General features: G+C 40.8%; 17 protein-coding genes. 8 read left to right on the top strand and 9 right to left on the bottom strand.

All coding sequences use genetic code 11. The annotated features are described in order from the left end of the window. The first annotated feature begins 5 nt into the window (after positions 1–5). Complete coding sequence (dapD, locus tag AAEZ22_RS04360; protein ID WP_011328697.1) at positions 6–836, top strand: 2,3,4,5-tetrahydropyridine-2,6-dicarboxylate N-succinyltransferase; 831 nt, start codon at positions 6–8, stop codon at positions 834–836. Positions 837–977: 141 nt separating this feature from the next. On the opposite strand, the gene AAEZ22_RS04365 is transcribed toward dapD, so the two are convergent. After that, the gene (locus tag AAEZ22_RS04365; protein ID WP_147207655.1) at positions 978–1553 is read right to left on the bottom strand and encodes a hypothetical protein; all 576 of its coding nucleotides are present in this window, start codon (positions 1551–1553) and stop codon (positions 978–980) included. Between the two features lie 199 nt (positions 1554–1752). Here AAEZ22_RS04365 and AAEZ22_RS04370 point away from each other — a divergent pair, with 199 nt between their 5' ends. Next, positions 1753–3780 (top strand): BCCT family transporter, encoded by a 2028-nt coding sequence (locus AAEZ22_RS04370; RefSeq protein ID WP_089368559.1) that lies wholly within the window; start codon positions 1753–1755, stop codon positions 3778–3780. A gap of 257 nt (positions 3781–4037) precedes the next feature. Here the strand turns inward: AAEZ22_RS04370 and AAEZ22_RS04375 are convergent, their stop codons facing one another. From AAEZ22_RS04375 to pspA, 8 genes are all read right to left on the bottom strand, one after another. Then, positions 4038–4382 carry a 4a-hydroxytetrahydrobiopterin dehydratase gene (locus AAEZ22_RS04375; RefSeq protein WP_011328700.1) on the bottom strand — a complete coding sequence of 115 codons (345 nt, stop codon included), beginning with the start codon at positions 4380–4382 and terminating at the stop codon, positions 4038–4040. 39 nt (positions 4383–4421) lie between these two features. Further along, complete coding sequence (phhA, locus tag AAEZ22_RS04380; protein ID WP_011328701.1) at positions 4422–5219, bottom strand: phenylalanine 4-monooxygenase; 798 nt, start codon at positions 5217–5219, stop codon at positions 4422–4424. A 238-nt stretch (positions 5220–5457) separates the two neighbouring features. After that, on the bottom strand, positions 5458–6639 hold the full coding sequence (gene megL, locus AAEZ22_RS04385) for a methionine gamma-lyase (RefSeq protein ID WP_182677460.1): 1182 nt from the start codon (positions 6637–6639) through the stop codon (positions 5458–5460). 157 nt (positions 6640–6796) lie between these two features. Next, entirely contained in the window at positions 6797–7822 is a 1026-nt protein-coding gene (locus AAEZ22_RS04390) for a YcjF family protein (RefSeq protein ID WP_011328703.1), read from the bottom strand. Next, positions 7819–9240, bottom strand: a complete 1422-nt coding sequence (locus AAEZ22_RS04395; protein ID WP_086997937.1) for a YcjX family GTP-binding protein — start codon at positions 9238–9240, stop codon at positions 7819–7821. Before AAEZ22_RS04395 ends, AAEZ22_RS04390 begins: the two co-directional genes overlap by 4 nt. A 63-nt stretch (positions 9241–9303) precedes the next feature. Further along, positions 9304–9705, bottom strand: a complete 402-nt coding sequence (gene pspC, locus AAEZ22_RS04400; protein ID WP_011328705.1) for an envelope stress response membrane protein PspC — start codon at positions 9703–9705, stop codon at positions 9304–9306. After that, on the bottom strand, positions 9702–9935 hold the full coding sequence (gene pspB / locus AAEZ22_RS04405; RefSeq protein ID WP_011328706.1) for an envelope stress response membrane protein PspB: 234 nt from the start codon (positions 9933–9935) through the stop codon (positions 9702–9704). The genes pspC and pspB overlap by 4 nt, the downstream gene beginning before the upstream one ends. Positions 9936–10020: 85 nt before the next feature. Beyond that, positions 10021–10680 (bottom strand): phage shock protein PspA, encoded by a 660-nt coding sequence (gene pspA, locus AAEZ22_RS04410; protein WP_041454499.1) that lies wholly within the window; start codon positions 10678–10680, stop codon positions 10021–10023. Positions 10681–10865: 185 nt separating this feature from the next. Here pspA and pspF point away from each other — a divergent pair, with 185 nt between their 5' ends. Genes pspF through AAEZ22_RS04440 form a run of 6 tightly spaced genes read left to right on the top strand, consistent with a single transcriptional unit; the run spans position 10866 to position 17275 of the window. Then, a complete protein-coding gene (pspF, locus tag AAEZ22_RS04415) occupies positions 10866–11951 on the top strand; it encodes a phage shock protein operon transcriptional activator (RefSeq protein WP_309216310.1) in 1086 nt (361 codons plus the stop codon). Positions 11952–11999: 48 nt separating this feature from the next. Then, positions 12000–13607 (top strand): ABC transporter substrate-binding protein, encoded by a 1608-nt coding sequence (locus AAEZ22_RS04420; RefSeq protein ID WP_011328709.1) that lies wholly within the window; start codon positions 12000–12002, stop codon positions 13605–13607. Next, positions 13607–14641 (top strand): ABC transporter permease, encoded by a 1035-nt coding sequence (locus AAEZ22_RS04425; protein WP_089368562.1) that lies wholly within the window; start codon positions 13607–13609, stop codon positions 14639–14641. Before AAEZ22_RS04420 ends, AAEZ22_RS04425 begins: the two co-directional genes overlap by 1 nt. Beyond that, on the top strand, positions 14628–15521 hold the full coding sequence (locus AAEZ22_RS04430; protein WP_011328711.1) for an ABC transporter permease subunit: 894 nt from the start codon (positions 14628–14630) through the stop codon (positions 15519–15521). The genes AAEZ22_RS04425 and AAEZ22_RS04430 overlap by 14 nt, the downstream gene beginning before the upstream one ends. Next, complete coding sequence (locus AAEZ22_RS04435; protein ID WP_011328712.1) at positions 15522–16514, top strand: peptide ABC transporter ATP-binding protein; 993 nt, start codon at positions 15522–15524, stop codon at positions 16512–16514. Then, positions 16514–17275: an ATP-binding cassette domain-containing protein gene (locus AAEZ22_RS04440; RefSeq protein WP_011328713.1), complete on the top strand. Its 762-nt coding sequence runs from the start codon at positions 16514–16516 to the stop codon at positions 17273–17275. The genes AAEZ22_RS04435 and AAEZ22_RS04440 overlap by 1 nt, the downstream gene beginning before the upstream one ends. Positions 17276–17474: the final 199 nt, after the last annotated feature.

Genomic DNA, 17474 nt, shown 5'->3' on the forward strand with positions numbered 1-17474 from the left:
ACACTATGTCAGATTTAAAAACGATGATCGAAAACGCCTGGGATAACCGCGATAGCATTAGCCCAAGCACAGTATCTGTTGAAGTAAAACAAGCCATTATTGACGCGCTTGACCTGCTAGACAGTGGCGCAGCACGCGTTGCTGAAAAAATATCGGGTGAATGGGTAGTACATCAATGGCTTAAAAAAGCGGTTTTACTGTCGTTCCGTATTCGCGAAAACCAAGCAATGGACGATGGCGTAAATCAGTTTTACGACAAAGTACCACTTAAATTTAGCGACTACACGCCGGAGCAATTTAAACAAGGCGGCATGCGCGTAGTGCCTAATGCTGTTGCGCGTAAAGGCAGCTTTGTAGGTAAAAACGTGGTACTTATGCCATCGTATGTAAACATTGGCGCATACGTTGACGACGGCACCATGGTTGATACATGGGCTACTGTAGGCTCGTGTGCACAAATTGGTAAGAACGTACACTTATCGGGTGGCGTAGGCATAGGCGGCGTTTTAGAGCCATTACAAGCCAACCCAACCATCATCGAAGACAACTGTTTTATTGGCGCACGCTCTGAAATAGTAGAAGGTGTAATTGTTGAAGAAGGCGCGGTAATTTCAATGGGCGTTTACATCAGCCAAAGTACCCGTATTTATGACCGTGAAACCGGTGAAATTCACTACGGCCGCGTACCAGCAGGCGCAGTAGTAGTCCCTGGCGCACTACCATCAAAAGACGGTAGCCACAGCCTGTACGCTGCAATTATAGTGAAAAAAGTAGATCAGCAAACACGCGAAAAAGTAGGCATCAACGCCCTGCTTCGCTCAATTGATGATGAATAGTTAAGTAGGTTGGGTAGAGCGCAGCGAAACCCAACGACACTTTAAAGTTAAGTGTTTTAGCTGAACTTTAATTGTATATTTAAAAGCGCTAAGCCCTTGTGGGTTTAGCGCTTTTTATTTAGCCGGCATTGTGTATTACAATCACCCATTACAACTCAAGCCATGTAAGTCTATTTGTTTTACCTGCTGATTTTTCGTTTTAAAATCATAATAACGAATAATTAGCTGATTGTTTTTCTCATAAAATGACATGTCCCGTAACCAATCGATAGTGGCTATTGGCATGTATGTATAAAAACCATATTCACCCACACACTGATAACCAAAGTAATGATACGCACTGCCAAATGCACCTACATCGCTGGTATACGCTACTATATTTTCCTGCTGCTGATAAAATTGCGCTTGACTGCCAACAATGACATACCAAATACATGTAAGCCCAAGTGCTACAATTTGCAACCCTGCCATTATAAACAATAGCAAGCTAACTAATTTTGCTTGAACAGTATGTTTGCTTGTTTTACTGATGCTTTTTATCAACACATAAGTAGCAATACTTACCAATATCAGCTTTATCCAAACTAGGTAAGTAGACAACTCATAGGTAAATTTTTGGCTGTGCCACTGTATGCCAAATACAGGCGGAATAAACATCGAGTCTATAAAGGTCACTGTAATAATTAGCGCTGCAAGGTGATAACGAGATAGGGTCATTAAGGCTGTTTTTTTAATTGTTTTAACCATGCTATTAAATATGTAATAAAAAAGCAAAAAGGTACTTTGAATAAATAATGCTTAGACCAGTTTACTTTACTTGAAGTAGCTAAAAGTAATTAAATTAGCCAAGCACACCCAGAATATAATAAGGTAGTTAAGCATACATTAAAGTTAGCAATAAATATTAAGGACTAATATGACAACAAAAGCTTTACGCTCAACTATTTTACTCCCCGTATTTTTGCCTGCCGTATTCATCATTCTCCTTTTAGTGATAGGTACGAGCAGTAACCCTGAACTTGCTGGTAAAGCATTCAGTATCGCCCTTACTTGGATAACAGAAACCTTTGGCTGGTTTTATATGTTATCTGTCGCTATATTTTTAGTATTTATAGTCTCTGTTGCCGCCTCTAGTTGGGGAAACATAAAACTAGGGCCCGATCACTCAGAGCCGCAATATAGCTTTGCAGAGTGGTTTGCTATGTTATTTTCTGCAGGCTACGGTGTTGCACTGCTCTACTTTGGTGTTGCTGAGCCTGTATTGCATTATGCATCTCCACCTTCGGGTGCGGCAGAAACAGTTAACGCTGCTAAACAAGCAATGCAAATTGCATTTTTCCATTGGGGATTTCATATATGGGCAATATACGGAATTGTAGGTTTAGTACTTGCCTACTTTGCTTTTCGTCATGGTTTGCCCCTATCAATTCGCTCAGCGTTATATCCTTTAATTGGCGATAGAATTTATGGCCCAATTGGTCACGCGGTCGATATATTTGCTATTTTAGGTACTCTATTTGGTATAGCCACGACCTTGGGGTTATCGGTAACGCAAATAAATGCGGGCCTACATTATTTATGGCCAAGCATTCCTATAAATACCACAGTGCAAATATCAGCCATTGCCATTATAACCGCAGCAGCAACCATCTCTGTGGTAGCAGGTATGGATAAAGGCGTTAAGCGTTTATCTATTTTGAATATGACCTTGGCAATATCTTTAATGATGTTTGTATTTTTTATTGGTCCTAGCATTCATATTTTAGAATCTTTTTTACAAAATACTGGCAGTTACTTAAGCGGTATTGTTGAGCGTACCTTTAACTTGCAAGCTTATAGTCGCAGCGACTGGATAGGTAACTGGACCTTATTTATATTTGGCTGGACAATTGCCTGGGCACCTTTTGTGGGTATGTTTATCGCAAAAATTAGCCGCGGTCGCACCATCAGGCAATTTGTTGTTGGGGTAATGTTAGTGCCCACCATATTCACATTTTTATGGTTTTCGATATTTGGTGATACGGCTCTCAATTTAATCATGAATGAAGGCTTAGACACTTTAATTACTGATGTGCAAGCGAACCATGCCGTAGCGCTATTTCAATTATTTGAAGTATTACCTTGGTCATTCTTTATTTCGCTATTAACGGTATTTTTAATTATCACCTTCTTTGTTACCTCGTCTGACTCTGGCTCACTCGTTATTGATTCATTAGCTTCAGGTGGTAATGCAAACACTCCTGCATGGCAGCGGGTATTTTGGGCGGTTCTTGAAGGTGCGGTTGCTGCAGCTTTATTACTGGCAGGCGGGCTCAGCGCACTGCAAACTATGACAATAGCCAGTGCATTACCCTTTGCTATTATTATGCTAATTGCCACTGTTGGCCTATGGCGTGCGCTTGTAATTGAAGGGCATCGCGATACCAGTTTACAAGCACATACTTTAAACGGCAGAAACTTAAATTTATCGCATTGGAAACGCCGTTTAGCAGCCATGATCGACTACCCAAACAAAAGCAAAGTACATAACTTTATTGACCAAGTAGTGACTAAAGCGATGAAAGAAGTGCAAGCCGAATTAAAATCTCGACAATGGCATGCTGAAGTAGTATTTGATGCCGACTTATGTCGCGCGCACTTAACTGTTTTACGCCATGAACATATGGACTTTGTATACGACATAAGGTTAACAGAGCATGCAATGCCTAGTTTTGTTCACTCTGAGCTAAAACCTGAAACAGATAACACTGAAACGTATTGTCGTGCAGAGGTATACTTGCGCCGTGGTGGTTTGTCGTATGATATTTTTGGCTATAGCGAAGATGATATTGTGAAAGATATTCTCGACCAATTTGAAAACTATTTGCACTTTTTAGATAACAGCCCAGGCGAGCTTCCTTGGGATATGACTGAGCATGACGAAATGCTAAACACCGACAAATAATTTGCGCTAACCCAATTTAGCCCTTATCTGCATCACATAGTTAAGGGCTAAATAATCCAAAGCGATCGTAGCCAGGCTGGCTTTATCACTAACCAGGTTTATCGTTTGCTCTATGCCTTAAAAACAACCCTAATTTGCTCACTACCCACATCCACCTGCTAGCCTAAGCTCCCTGTGTTTGGTCTTTTATTTTCCCTAAAAAGCAAAAAGGCACTTAAAAATAAGTGCCTTTGTTGGTTTGCTCAATTAGTTTGGTATTACAGCGCGTTAAATACGTCATCTGTTTTAGCGGCGCAAATAAAATCGTTTTTGTGTAGTCCCTTAATTGAATGGCTCCACCAAGTAACTGTTACTTTGCCCCACTCGGTTAATAAACCTGGGTGATGGCCTTCGTCTTCAGCCATGTCGCCTACTTTGTTAGTAAACGCAATAGCTTGTTTAAAGTTTTTAAATTTGTAAACACGCTCAAGCTGCATAATGCCATCGCGTACTTCAGGTACCCAATCAGGGATTTTGGTAATTAATTGCGCTAGCTCTTCGTCTGATACTTTTGGCGCATCGGCATGACAGGCTTCGCATTTTTGTGCACTTAATGAAGACATTTTAAATCCTTATCTTTAGCGTTACTTTTTATATTAAAGTTAACTAGCTAATTTTTCTTTTGGTGAAAATTTTGGGTCGTGCAAGCCAAGTTCTTTTGCTTGTTCAACCAAAGCCATTATATCCATTTGCGATATATCAAACAGATCATGAATCGAATTTATGGTGTAGTACTGCGGTTGCATAATATCAATTCGGTACGGGGTACGCAGCACATCTAATACACTCATTGGCGTAATTTCTGGCGTGCTTGAGTATACGTACTGGGTTTCTCCTGGGCTTGATAAAATACCACCGCCGTATATACGCAAACCATTATCGGTTTGCATTAAACCAAATTCAACGGTAAACCAGTACATGCGCGCTAGGTATACACGATCTTTTTTCTCTGCCGCGTAGCCAAGTTTTCCGTATTTATGCGTAAACTCTGCAAAATCAGGGTTAGTAAGCATAGCGCAGTGACCAAATATTTCATGAAACACATCGGGTTCTTGTAGGTAATCAAACTCATCCCGGCTACGAATAAAAGTCGCCACCGGAAATTGCTTATTGGCCAGTAACCGAAAAAACTCATCAAAGTCGATAAGTGCCGGCACTGGCGCTACTTGCCAACCGGTAGTGGCTAGCAGTACTTCGTTTAGCTCACTAAGTTGCGGAATACGATCGTGTGGCAGGTTTATTTTTTTTAAACCTTCCATATATTCGTTACAGGCTTTGCCTTCAATGCACGCAAGTTGGCGCGCTACGAGCTCAGACCAAATTTTATTTTCTTCATCGCTCCAATGTATAACGCCATTTTCATCTGGTGTTTTGGAGGTGTATTTACTTGCTTTAGCCATTAGTACCTTCTTTGGGATTAACCCGAAACCGGTGTCAGGGTGATACCCAAGTAACTTGGATACCGATTGCAGCCATACTATGCAAAAGTGAACAAAAGTTTAATAGCTTGGGCTACATCTGTATTAGCCACGATCAGCCATCTTGTACACTTAAAATTACACGCAAGTAAATAATTTAAAACAACCTAGCAATTACAAGCTTTAAAGATGCAAAATATCGTACACAATTAAATACACTCTAATTTATTTGAGTAAATGCCTGATGAAGATCAGTAATAATATCGTTAACATCTTCAAGTCCAACCGAAAGCCTAATTAATCCATCGCTAATACCTGCAGCGAGTCTTTCCTCTGGTGTGTAAGGTGAATGGGTCATAGAGGCTGGATGTTGAATAAGTGTTTCAGCGTCGCCTAAACTTACGGCAATTGTACAAAGCCGCATACTATCAATGAATTGTGCCCCCTGCTGCAAACTACCTTTTAGCTCAAAAGCAATAACACCGCCTGCCGCTTTCATTTGTTTGCCAATAAATTTATATCCAGGGTGCGATTTAAGCCCAGGATAGTAAACTTTACTTACTTGTGGGTGCGCTTCTAAGTATTCGGCAATTGTTTGTGCGCTGATACAGTGGCGCTCAATTCTTATGGCGAGGGTTTTTAAACCTCTATTAATAAGCCAAGCATCGTGCGGGCTTATAGTGGCGCCAATGTCTTTAAGCACCGTCATTTTTATTAGCGTTATATGCTCCATAGATCCACATACAATGCCCGCTACCACATCGCCATGGCCGTTTAAATATTTGGTAGCACTGTGTACTATAATATCGATACCGTACTGCTTAGGTGATTGTAGTAATGGCGTTAAAAAGGTGTTGTCGACCACGCTAATTAAGTTGTGCTGCTTTGCAACGGCGCCAATTAATGCTAAATCGATAACCGCCATAGTGGGGTTAATGGGCGTTTCTACAAATATCATTTTTGAATTGGGTTTAATTGCAGCGCGTAGTTCATCCTCGTTGGTCATATCAACAAAGGTGACTTCTATTCCCCAGCGCGGCAACATGTGCGAGAAAAACGCAAAGGTACACCCATATAAAGCACTCGATGCAATTAAATGATCCCCTTGCGATAAAAAGCTAAGTACTGAGGCCGATACCGCCCCCATACCAGTTGCCGTTGCTGCAGCCGCTTCACAGCCCTCTAATTGCGCTACTTTTTGTTCAAGCTCGGTAGTAGTTGGGTTGCCTAGGCGGGTATAAATATAGCCCGGCTCATCGCCAGCAAAACGTGCTGCACCTTGCGCTGCATTTTCAAAATGAAAAGTTGAGGTTTGATACAAAGGAGAAGTGAGTGCGCCGTGAGGGTCGTTTGCTTTTTGCGGGCCGTGAATACATTGGGTGTTTATATGATGCTTGCTCATTGAATACTCTCTTATTTTGATTGTTATTGGGTATTAGCCTTCAATCAAAACGTATGGGCATTCAAAGCACAAGCATCCCGGATGCTCAGATGGCTACTTGTGCAATATTTATACTTTTAGCTGTACATAAATATTGCCAAGTATTTCTTAATACTGCTTATTCCGTTGTCTCGGGCTTTTTACGGCTAATAATTTTACTAGCAATATTTTGTACCGTACTTTTTAATAAATTGCGTTTATTTTCAAGCCGAGGTAATGGGCGGCTTAGTTCCATTGCTTTGTAGCCAATGCGCGCGGTAAATATACCGGCACTTAAGCCCTGTGCTGCTCGCCCTGAAAGCTTACCTAATAACTCGGCGCTTAGCGCGGTTGCAGCTAAATCAGAAATAAGCTCGGCACTGCCCACAAACATTACTTGCTTTATTAGCATGCGATACAGTTTTATGCGACTTGCGTAACCAAAACCAATCCCGTAAATTTTTCCTATTTGCTCTATTAACTTAGTACCACGCCACAGCACAGCCATCATATCCACCAGCGCCAGCGGGCTAAGCGCAACTAGTAACGCCGATTCAGTTGCAAAGCGATTAATTAGCTTTTTAGCTTGGGTATCTTGCGTTATTAATAAACTATTGGCGTACAGCGTCATTATTTCTTTATCGCTGTGATGCGTTGCCACTTGATTTTTAAAAGTTTCAAAGTTATCAAGTTGCTGATGTTTATTTAGTTTTTCAAGCCAAGGTAATGCGCCGCCTACTTGCTCGCTATTTAACAGCCTGTCGGCTTCATGGCGATGTAACTGGTTACGTTTTAAACTGCGCAGCATTCGGTATTCGCGCCATAATAAGCGCCCGATTAGCAACACCCCACTCACTACAGCGGTTAAATATATACTGCCTAAAATAATCGACTGTTGAAAAGCCAGTACCAATGAAAAAGCGAACTCTAACAACACCAGCACTATAAAACTAACAACAAAAATGCCTTTGAGCGTTTGCCATTTTGACTTTTTATATACTGGCGCTAGGTCAATTTCTGGCTCTAGCGCTTCGTCATTATCTTCTTGGTAATCACTTTGTCCATGTTCAATTATTTTTGCAGGCGCCAATTCAGGTTCGTTTTGCTCCATACTCTGGGTATTTATACGACGTCCTGCTTGAAACTCTTGGTTTGATTCACTCATGCTAACTTGTCTCCTAACAGGTACTGCATCACATGATCTAATCGAATATGTTTTAACTGCTTATCTGGGCTTGGCATTGGCGAAAACGATAAAAACTCAAACCCTTGCGCTGGCCATTCACTTTTATTAAGCATTCTATTAGGCGGCTGTGGCGGTAAGTAGGTTAGCCAATCAGGCTCGTTAAGTGGCTTGCCATAAATGCAGTCTAGCGTTTGGCCTTTGTCGGTTACTTGGCGCGGCTGTGTTGCGGTAATTGACGACATAGCCATGGTTTCTATTTGCACACCATCAAACTTTAAATGATTACTTTGCTCGTGCACTAATGAGTCAAGTAATAGTGCTAAATCTTTATGATGCTTAGCGGTTATATGATCTGATTTATTAGCGGCAAATAATATTTTATCTATATTAGGTTTAAATAAGCGTTTAAAAAAGCCCGATTCACCATAACTAAAGTGCGCCAATAACTGATTAATAACACTACTTTGCTCTTGCAAGGTTGCATGCCCTTCGTTTAAGGCACTAAGCACATCCACTAACACTATTTGGCGATCAAAATGGCGAAAGTGTTCGTTATAAAAAGGCTTTACAACTTCTTTAACGTAGGCGTTAAAGCGTTTAATTAAATGCGCTAAGTTAGAGCCTGCAACTAGGTTATTACTATTTATCTCACCCGATACTGGAAAAAACAATAGCAATGGCGCGCCTTGTAAATCGCCTGGCATTAACATGCGCCCAGGTTGCAGCATAGCTAATTTAGTGTCTTTTTTAAGCCCTACCAACATGCTTTGATAAAGCTGTGCAATATGCGCAAGTGCGCTTTCATCTACCGGCGCATTTAGGTCGAGTTGCTCAACGGCTGTTAAAAACTCACTTGAGGTATGCACCCGCAAATGCTGCGTTAATAGCGGATATTGCAGCTCGCACCACTGTGCATAACTTTGCTCCAGCATAGGTAAATCAAGCAACCACTCGCCGGGGTAGTCAATAATATCTAAATAAAGTGTTGATTGCGGTGAAAAATGGCCACGCAGCCCAGCGTTACTTTGATACTTAATAGCTAAACGCAGCGTATTTATGCGCTCGGTTGAAGGCGGCCATGTTGGCTCGCCGTCACTGGGGAGTAACGCATTTAATGCTCGAGTATAATTAAATGTGGGCACTTTAAGCGCCTCTTGCGGCACTACTTTAGTGGCAATGTGACGGCGCTCGCGCATTACATCAAAAAAAGGCAGGTTTTTATCACTGGCTTGGCTTGTTAAGTGTTTAACTAATGCGGTAATAAACGCTGTTTTGCCGCTGCCACTCAAACCTGTTACAGCCAGTTTTACATGCTGATCTAAGCTGCGATGCAATGCTTTTTGTGCTTTGCCTTTAATACTGGTAAAGGTCTTTTTTGCAAATGAAGTACGACTCATAATGGTTTAGCACTTAGCACTTCACTTACTGTTTAATGTGTAGTTGCCGTGCTATTAAATCCTTTAAAGTTTGTTAATTTCACGGCTCACCGTAAATTCAGTAGAAGTAACATAGCGTTCTATATTTTGTAGGCGCGTATCTACGCGTGTTAAACGCTCTTTTAAGTCTTGCAATGCGCGGCGCGGTGGCTCGCCTTTTTGCCATACTTTAAATTTCACTTCTAGCGGATCGCCATAGTTAGTTGAATTTGTTTTATAGGCGCTAGTGGGTTCTTTTTTATCTAAAATAAACCAGGCTGCAATATACGCTACCACAAATAAAGGGCCGCCAGTTAGTAATACCGCACTAACAAATATAATACGAACTAACCATAATTCCATATTAAAATAATCGCTTAGCCCAGCGCATACGCCGGCTATTTTTCCGCGCTGCGGATCTCTTAATAATTCACGTTTGGTACTCATACTTTACGCCTCCACTGTGGCGACTCTTGATCAAGTAATGCTTCGAGTGTTTCAACTCGGTCTGCCATTTTTTCGGCTTTTTGAGCAAGCTCTAATAACTGGCGATGCTCGTGTTCACTTAACCCTTGGCTTACTTGTTTTTTGCTACGGTAGTGCAATATTAACCACAATGGCGCTACAAAAATCATAAATAAAATAAATGGTGCTACGAGTATTTCTGGATCAAACATAACCCTCTCCTGACTATCCGTATTAGTGTTTTAAGTAGGGGCACATGGGCCCCTTATATTATTATTGGTATGCGTTAGCTATACGTTACTTATCTGCTAGCTTCTTTTTAAGCTCAGCTAACTCATCGTCTACTTTTTCGTTTTTTTGCAGTTCGGCAATTTCATCTGCTAAGGTTTTTTTGCCTAAATCGTACGACTCTATTTGAGATTCTAGTCCATCTATTTTAGTTTCGTAACGCTCAAAACGATTAAGTGCATCTTCTACCTTTGAGCTATCAAGTGCTTTTTTAACTTCAAGGCGCGACTCAGCCGAACGCTGACGTAATATAATCGCTTTTTGACGAGCTTTAGCATCTGCTAGCTTTTCTTGTAGCGTGGTTACTTCTTGTTGTAACTTTTCGATGTGTGAGCCTACATGCTCAAGTTCACCCTCGACTGAGGCTACAGCTTCAGCTGACTTTTGCTTTTCGAGTAAAGCGGCACGTGCTAAATCGTCACGATCTTTGCTTAGCGCTAGTTCAGCTTTGTCTTGCCAATCATTCATTTGCGCTTTAAGTGTATCAACGCGACGTACTAATTCTTTTCGCTCAGCGAGTGTTTTAGCTGACGTAGAGCGAACCTCTACCAAGGTGTCTTCCATTTCTTGAATAATCAGACGAACCATTTTTTCTGGGTCTTCTGCTTTATCTAAAATGGCATTGATATTAGAATTAACAATGTCTGCAAAACGTGAAAAAATTCCCATAACATTTACCTCTATAATTTAAACTTAGTTTGTCTGCTATAACTGTATCAATATGCTTGCCAACTTTATAAAAGTTAAAATACATAACTTATTCATAGAGTTAAACTCAAATTACAAATTACTTTAGTTATCCCCCATTATGAAATACACTAACTGTTAGTAAAAATGACTAAGAGTTAGGAAATATGAGCCAATATCGCCAACAAGATAACTTACTCGGCCAATCTGATAGCTTTTTATCGGTACTTGATCAGGTATCGCAGTTAGCTAACCTAGATAAACCAGTGCTTATTATTGGTGAGCGTGGCACAGGTAAAGAGTTAATTGCAGCGCGTTTACACTTTTTATCTAAACGTTGGGATCAAAACTATGTAAAGCTCAACTGTGCGGCGCTTAACGAAAACCTGCTCGAAAGTGAATTATTTGGCCATGAAAGTGGTGCTTTTACTGGCGCTAGTAAACGTCACGAAGGCCGCTTTGAACGTGCAAACAGCGGTACTTTATTTTTAGATGAGCTAGCAAACACCTCCGAAATGGTACAAGAAAAACTGCTACGCGTAATAGAGTACGGTGAATTTGAGCGTGTAGGCGGTAAACAAACAATAAAAGTAGATACGCGTTTAGTGTGCGCTACTAACGAAGATTTACCTTATTTAGCACAGCAAGGTGAGTTTAGAAGCGATTTGCTCGACCGCCTGGCTTTTGATGTAATAACCCTTCCCCCACTGCGTGAACGCCAAGGCGATATAATGCTACTTGCAGAGCAGTTTGCAATGAATATGGCGCGCGATTTAGAGTGGCAATTGTTTAGCGGTTTTACCCGTAGTGCCACAGAAACACTGCTTAGTTATGATTGGCCTGGTAATATTCGAGAGCTAAAAAATGTGGTTGAGCGCAGTTTGTATCGCCATGGGAGTGAACAGATCCCCGTTCATCAGATTATTTTAGACCCATTTGAAAGCCGTTTTAGGCCAAAACCACGAGTAAAGCCTACTGCTTTTGTTAATAATAACATTAATACTCCTGAGCCAGCGGTTGCCGCAGCGCCGGTTGCTCAAGCACTACCAAGTGCAGCGCCTATTAATACTGAGTTTCCATGTAACTTAAAAAAACTCTCTAACGACTTTGAAATTTTAATGATTAACAAAGCTTTAGAGCATAGCCAATTTAATCAAAAGAAAACTGCAGAAGTACTGGGTTTGACGTATCATCAATTACGTGGCTATCTGAAAAAATATAACTTGCTATACCCAAGCGACACCAAGGGGTGAATTTCAGTTTACTTAGTTATAGTTCAATAATAGTTAGAGGTTACGCAGGTGCATAAATTATTACTTGCTTTGCTATCAACCAGCCTTATAGGGTGTATAGATAGTAAAGAAGAAATCTTAAAAGAAAAAAACCAAGGCTTAGTTTATTGCGCTGAAGCAAACCCTGTGTCGTTTAATCCGCAGGTAACAACGACAGGCTCAACTATAGATATTATTGCCAATCAATTATACGACCGCCTAATTAGCATTGACCCTGTTACTGCTGAATTTCAAAGTGAATTAGCCACCGATTGGAAAACGAGTAAAGACGGTAAATCGATTACTTTTACCTTACGTAAAGACGTAAAATTTCATACCACAGCTTATTTTACGCCTAGCCGTGACTTTAACGCTGACGATGTTATTTTTACTTTTAGCCGCTTATTTGATGTTTATAATCCGTATCACTTTGTTGGCGATGCTAATTATCCTTACTTTCAGAGTGTAGGAATTGATCAGCTTATTCGTAAAATTGTACGTGTGTCTGACTATCAAGTGCGGTTTGAATTGTTTAATGCCGAAAGTAGCTTTTTAGCCAATATGGCCACCGATTTTGCGGTTGTATTATCACAAGAATATGCCATGCAACTAAAAGCCAGCGAACAAACCAATTTGTTTGATCACTACCCAGTAGGCACAGGCCCGTATATTTATAAAGAGTATAGGCGCGACCATTTAGTGCGCTTTTATAAAAACCCAGTTTATTGGAAACACGACGTGGTACTGGATCAATTGGTTTACGACATTACCCCTAACGGCACCACGCGTATAGCTAAAATGCTCACCAAAGAATGTGATGTCACTGCTCATCCAAGTAGCGCGCAATTGAGTATTTTAGCCCAGCGCGACGACATTAATGTAGAAAAAGAAACTAACTTAAATATTGGCTACTGGGCATTTAATACTGAGCGCCCCCCTTTTGACGATATACGAGTACGACAAGCACTCGCTCATGCAATTGACGTAGATAAAATAATGCAGGCTGTGTATTACGGCAATGGTATTCGCGCTCAATCAATTTTACCACCCACCTCGTGGGCGTTTGAACCACAAGCTAACATTCCAAATTTTGACCCTGCTTTAGCCAAAAAATTACTTATTGAAGCTGGCTTACCTAATGGCTTTAACATGAACATTTGGGCCATGCCAGTCAGTCGTATTTATAATCCTAATGCCCGTAAAATGGCCGAGCTAATGCAAAGTGATTTACGTAAAATAGGGGTTAAAGTGAGTATTATAGAATACGAATGGAATACCTTTATTCAGCGTGTTGGCGAGCACCGACACGACAGCGTACTGCTTGGCTGGGCTGCCGATACGCCCGACCCTGATAACTTTTTTAGCCCTTTGCTAAGTTGCACGGCCACCTTTAGTGGTAAAAATGCCGCAAATTGGTGTAACCCACAATTTGACTCTTTACTTAACCAAGCGCTTAGTACAACCGATATAGCACTGCGTAAACAATATTATGACGCTGCACAAAGCATGATTATTAATGAGCTACCTTTAATACCAATAGCCCACGGCATGCGTTTTCAGGCAAGCAGTGCTGATGTAGAGGGCATAACGCTCGGCCCATTTGGTGCTATTTCGCTTGCTAATGCGAGGAAAAAATAATGCGCTTAGATTATATTTTACGCCGCATTGGTTTATTTGTTTTTATGGTATTAATGCTTAGCGTTTTTACTTTTTTACTGAGCTTTTTATTTCCTGGCGATGCATTAAGTAATTTAAGCGGTATTCCCAGTAATAACTTTGCGCAACACACCCAGTTAGAAGATAAGTATTTATATAATAGTAATTATTTTATGCAATATATCGCTTTTTTAGGGCGCATATTGCAAGGTGATTGGGGACTGTCGTTTGCCTCTGGAGATAGCGTGTTTTCGCAAATACTCGACTTAATTCCTGCCACACTCGAGCTTAGTATATACGCGCTGTTTGTTTCGGTTGTTATTGGTGTTCCTACAGGCATATTAGCCTCTGCTTATTATAAACAATGGCCCGATAAGCTTATTTCCTCTACCACTATGATAGGTTATTCCATGCCTATTTTTTGGTTAGCATTATTACTCATTATGCTATTTTCATTGCAACTGGGTTGGTTTCCAATGTCAGGAAGAATGAGTTTACTCTATGAAATACCACCCACTACTGGCTTTATTTTAATTGATATTAGCTTGGCAAGCTTTCCGTACCAGGGCATGGCTTTTATTGACGCCTTACACCACCTTACCTTGCCTACCATAGTACTGGCTATGTACCCCACTACGGTATTAATACGCTTTACTCGCGAATCTATGCTTAAAGTAATGGATCAAAACTTTATTAAAACAGCGCGCGCAAAAGGCCTTAATCGCAGGCAACTTATAATGCACCATGCGCTGCGTAATGCATTGTTACCGGTAATTAAGCAAATTGGTTTACAATTTAGCACGCTTATTACGCTGGCAATGATCACTGAAATTATTTTTTCGTGGCCTGGGATTGGCCGCTGGTTAATTGATAGTATTTATCAGCGTGATTACCCCGCTATACAAGGTGGCTTAATGGCGGTTTCTTTATTTATTATTTTTGCCACCATAATCGCAGAGCTAATTTATACTCTATTCGACCCACTCTCACGGAACCAAGCTCATGGCAAAGTTTAACTTATTTTCTGAAGAGTCGAATAAATCGCCCCTAGCACGGCTATGGCGAAAATTTAAAACCAACCACCCTGCACTCGTTGGTTTATGGGTGTTTATTGCTTTTGCTTTACTGGCCGCCAGTGCACCTTTTTTAGCCCCTTATGGGGTTAATCAGCAACATAGTGATGCCTTACTTATTCCGCCCTCGTGGCGCGAAATGGGTGACGTACGTTTTCTTTTAGGCACCGACGATTTAGGCCGCGATGTGCTCTCTAGATTAATGAACGGCGCAACGTATACATTTGGCTTATCAATTATTGCAGCGTTTTTAACCACTGTCATTGGCTTACTCGTAGGCACTTTTGCTGGTATTAGTCGCGGGCTTCGCTCCAGTTTTTTAAATCACTTACTGGATATAACGCTTTCTATTCCGTCGTTGTTGCTGGCAATTATTATTATAGCGATATTAGGCCCAGGTTTAATGAATACCGTATGGGCAATTATTTTGGCACTGCTGCCGCAATTTATTCACTCTATTCGCAACTTAATTGTAGATGAGCTGAGTAAAGATTACATCACCGCTTATCGGCTCGATGGCGCCTCTAATTGGCATATATTGTCGCGAGGGATTTACCCTAATATATATGAATATATAGTGGTTATTTTTACCATGGCGCTCTCTACTGCTATTTTAGATATAGCCGCTTTAGGTTTTTTAAAATTAGGCGCGCAACCACCTACAACCGAATGGGGTGCAATTTTAGCCGAAAACCTAGGGCTTATATATTTAGCTCCCTGGACTGTAGCCCTACCAGGCGTACTGTTGTTTTTAGCGGTACTGTCAACAAACTTAGTAGGCGATGGACTTCGCCAAGTTTTACAAGCGCGTAAGGCTGATTAAATGCAATTACTTGATGTTCGAAACTTAACCATTGAATTACACACCTCTGAAACCGTTATTAGAGCCGTAGACAGAGTGAGCTTTAGCTTAAAAGAAGGCGAAGTACATGCTTTAGTGGGTGAATCTGGTTCTGGGAAGAGCTTAATCGCCAAAGCAATTGTAGGAGTGCTTAATGAACGCTGGGTAATAACAGCTGATAGAGTGCATTGGCGCGGGGTAGACTTAATGCGTTTAACCCCAGAACAACGCCGTAAAGTAGTGAGCCAAGACATAGCCATGATTTATCAAGATCCGAGTCGCTGCCTTGACCCTACCGCTAAAATATTTGATCAAATAGCCGAAACCTTACCTGAGGTAGCAAGTAAAGGGTTTTTCTTAAAGCGTAATCGCGAGCGCAAAGACAGAGTAAAAGCACTTATTCATAAAGTCGGTATTAAAAACCACGAAGAAATACTTAGCAGCTACCCCCACGAGCTTTCAGAAGGGGTGTGCCAAAAAGTGATGATTGCTATGGCAATTGCGCGTACGCCAAAATTATTAATTGCAGATGAGCCCACCACCGCACTTGAAAGCACCACCCGTGCACAAGTATTTAGATTGTTAAAAAGCTTAAATCAGTTAAAAAACATGTCTATTTTAATGATTTCTCATGAGCTAGAAGAAATTGTTAACTGGTCGCATACTATTCATGTTTTATATTGTGGACAAATGGTTGAAGCAGGCCCAACGCATCGTATTTTTAGCCAACCACGCCACCCTTATACGCAAGCACTACTAAAAAGCCTACCCGATTACGAACATGGTTTGGCGCATAAAGAGCCTTTTTACGCGCTTAAAGGCACCATTCCTACGCTGCAACATTTACCAATTGGTTGTCGGTTAGGGCCGCGTTGCCCGCAAGCACAAAGAGAATGTGTTATTGCGCCAAAGCTAACTAAACACCAAGGGCATAGTTATGCGTGTCATTTTCCGCTGATCAAGGAGATGAAATAGTGCAACCCTTACTAAAAGTACAAGCATTATCAAAAAGCTTTAATTTACGGGCTGGATTATTTAGCCGTAAAAAATTTGCAGTACTTAAAAATATTTCGTTTAGTGTTGGCAAAGGCGAAACCATAGCCATAATTGGTGAAACGGGTGCCGGAAAAAGTACCCTAGCAAAATTACTTGCCGGAGCCGATAGCGCTGATAGCGGGCAAATTTTACTCGAAAACAACATAATCGAAAATAACGGCATTCGCGATCCACAATGTCGCCATATCAGAATGATTTTTCAAGACTCAGCAACCTCGCTAAACCCGGCACTGACTATTGCCGACATGCTCGATGATTGCCTGCAATTTAATACCGATTTTGACAAACAACAACGCGCCGAAAAAATAGACAGCACTATGTTAAAAGTGGGGTTATTAGTAGATCATCAACAATATTATCCGCACATGTTCAGCATAGGGCAATTACAGCGTGTAGCGCTTGCTCGCGCACTTATATTAGATCCTAAGGTTGTTGTACTTGATGAAGCACTTTCATCTCTAGACCCCTCTGTACGCGCACAAATAGTTAATTTATTACTAAAGCTACAACTAGAAACCGGATTAACCTATATATTAATAACCCATCACCTTAGTTTAGTCCGCCATATTAGCGACCAACTGGTAGTACTAGAACGAGGCGAAATTGTTGAATACGGCCCCACCGAAGCAATATTCCAAAATCCCCAATCGAAAATAACGCAAAAATTATTGAGTTGTTGATGAGAAAATCCAAGAAAAACTAACTTCAATACGTAAAAGTGTACGCGTTTAGGTTTGATTTAGAACATAATTAAACCTGAACGTCTGAAAAACTAAAATGTTAAAAAATTAAAAAAAATTAAAATAAATTAAAATGACACCCACTCTAATAATTAATCCCTTTGGTGTTTATCTAAACAAACATTGCTAGGCTTAAAAG

This window comes from Pseudoalteromonas sp. 20-MNA-CIBAN-0454, assembly GCF_040308685.1.
Taxonomy (GTDB): Bacteria; Pseudomonadota; Gammaproteobacteria; order Enterobacterales; family Alteromonadaceae; genus Pseudoalteromonas; species Pseudoalteromonas nigrifaciens.

What these genes read in the sequence shown, in the direction of transcription:
- dapD (WP_011328697.1), top strand. Translation starts at nt 6, where the DNA reads ATGTCAGATTTAAAAACGATGATCGAAAACGCCTGGGATAACCGCGAT.
- AAEZ22_RS04365 (WP_147207655.1), bottom strand. Translation starts at nt 1,553, where the DNA reads ATGACCCTATCTCGTTATCACCTTGCAGCGCTAATTATTACAGTGACC.
- AAEZ22_RS04370 (WP_089368559.1), top strand. Translation starts at nt 1,753, where the DNA reads ATGACAACAAAAGCTTTACGCTCAACTATTTTACTCCCCGTATTTTTG.
- AAEZ22_RS04375 (WP_011328700.1), bottom strand. Translation starts at nt 4,382, where the DNA reads ATGTCTTCATTAAGTGCACAAAAATGCGAAGCCTGTCATGCCGATGCG.
- phhA (WP_011328701.1), bottom strand. Translation starts at nt 5,219, where the DNA reads ATGGCTAAAGCAAGTAAATACACCTCCAAAACACCAGATGAAAATGGC.
- megL (WP_182677460.1), bottom strand. Translation starts at nt 6,639, where the DNA reads ATGAGCAAGCATCATATAAACACCCAATGTATTCACGGCCCGCAAAAA.
- AAEZ22_RS04390 (WP_011328703.1), bottom strand. Translation starts at nt 7,822, where the DNA reads ATGAGTGAATCAAACCAAGAGTTTCAAGCAGGACGTCGTATAAATACC.
- AAEZ22_RS04395 (WP_086997937.1), bottom strand. Translation starts at nt 9,240, where the DNA reads ATGAGTCGTACTTCATTTGCAAAAAAGACCTTTACCAGTATTAAAGGC.
- pspC (WP_011328705.1), bottom strand. Translation starts at nt 9,705, where the DNA reads ATGAGTACCAAACGTGAATTATTAAGAGATCCGCAGCGCGGAAAAATA.
- pspB (WP_011328706.1), bottom strand. Translation starts at nt 9,935, where the DNA reads ATGTTTGATCCAGAAATACTCGTAGCACCATTTATTTTATTTATGATT.
- pspA (WP_041454499.1), bottom strand. Translation starts at nt 10,680, where the DNA reads ATGGGAATTTTTTCACGTTTTGCAGACATTGTTAATTCTAATATCAAT.
- pspF (WP_309216310.1), top strand. Translation starts at nt 10,866, where the DNA reads ATGAGCCAATATCGCCAACAAGATAACTTACTCGGCCAATCTGATAGC.
- AAEZ22_RS04425 (WP_089368562.1), top strand. Translation starts at nt 13,607, where the DNA reads ATGCGCTTAGATTATATTTTACGCCGCATTGGTTTATTTGTTTTTATG.
- AAEZ22_RS04430 (WP_011328711.1), top strand. Translation starts at nt 14,628, where the DNA reads ATGGCAAAGTTTAACTTATTTTCTGAAGAGTCGAATAAATCGCCCCTA.
- AAEZ22_RS04435 (WP_011328712.1), top strand. Translation starts at nt 15,522, where the DNA reads ATGCAATTACTTGATGTTCGAAACTTAACCATTGAATTACACACCTCT.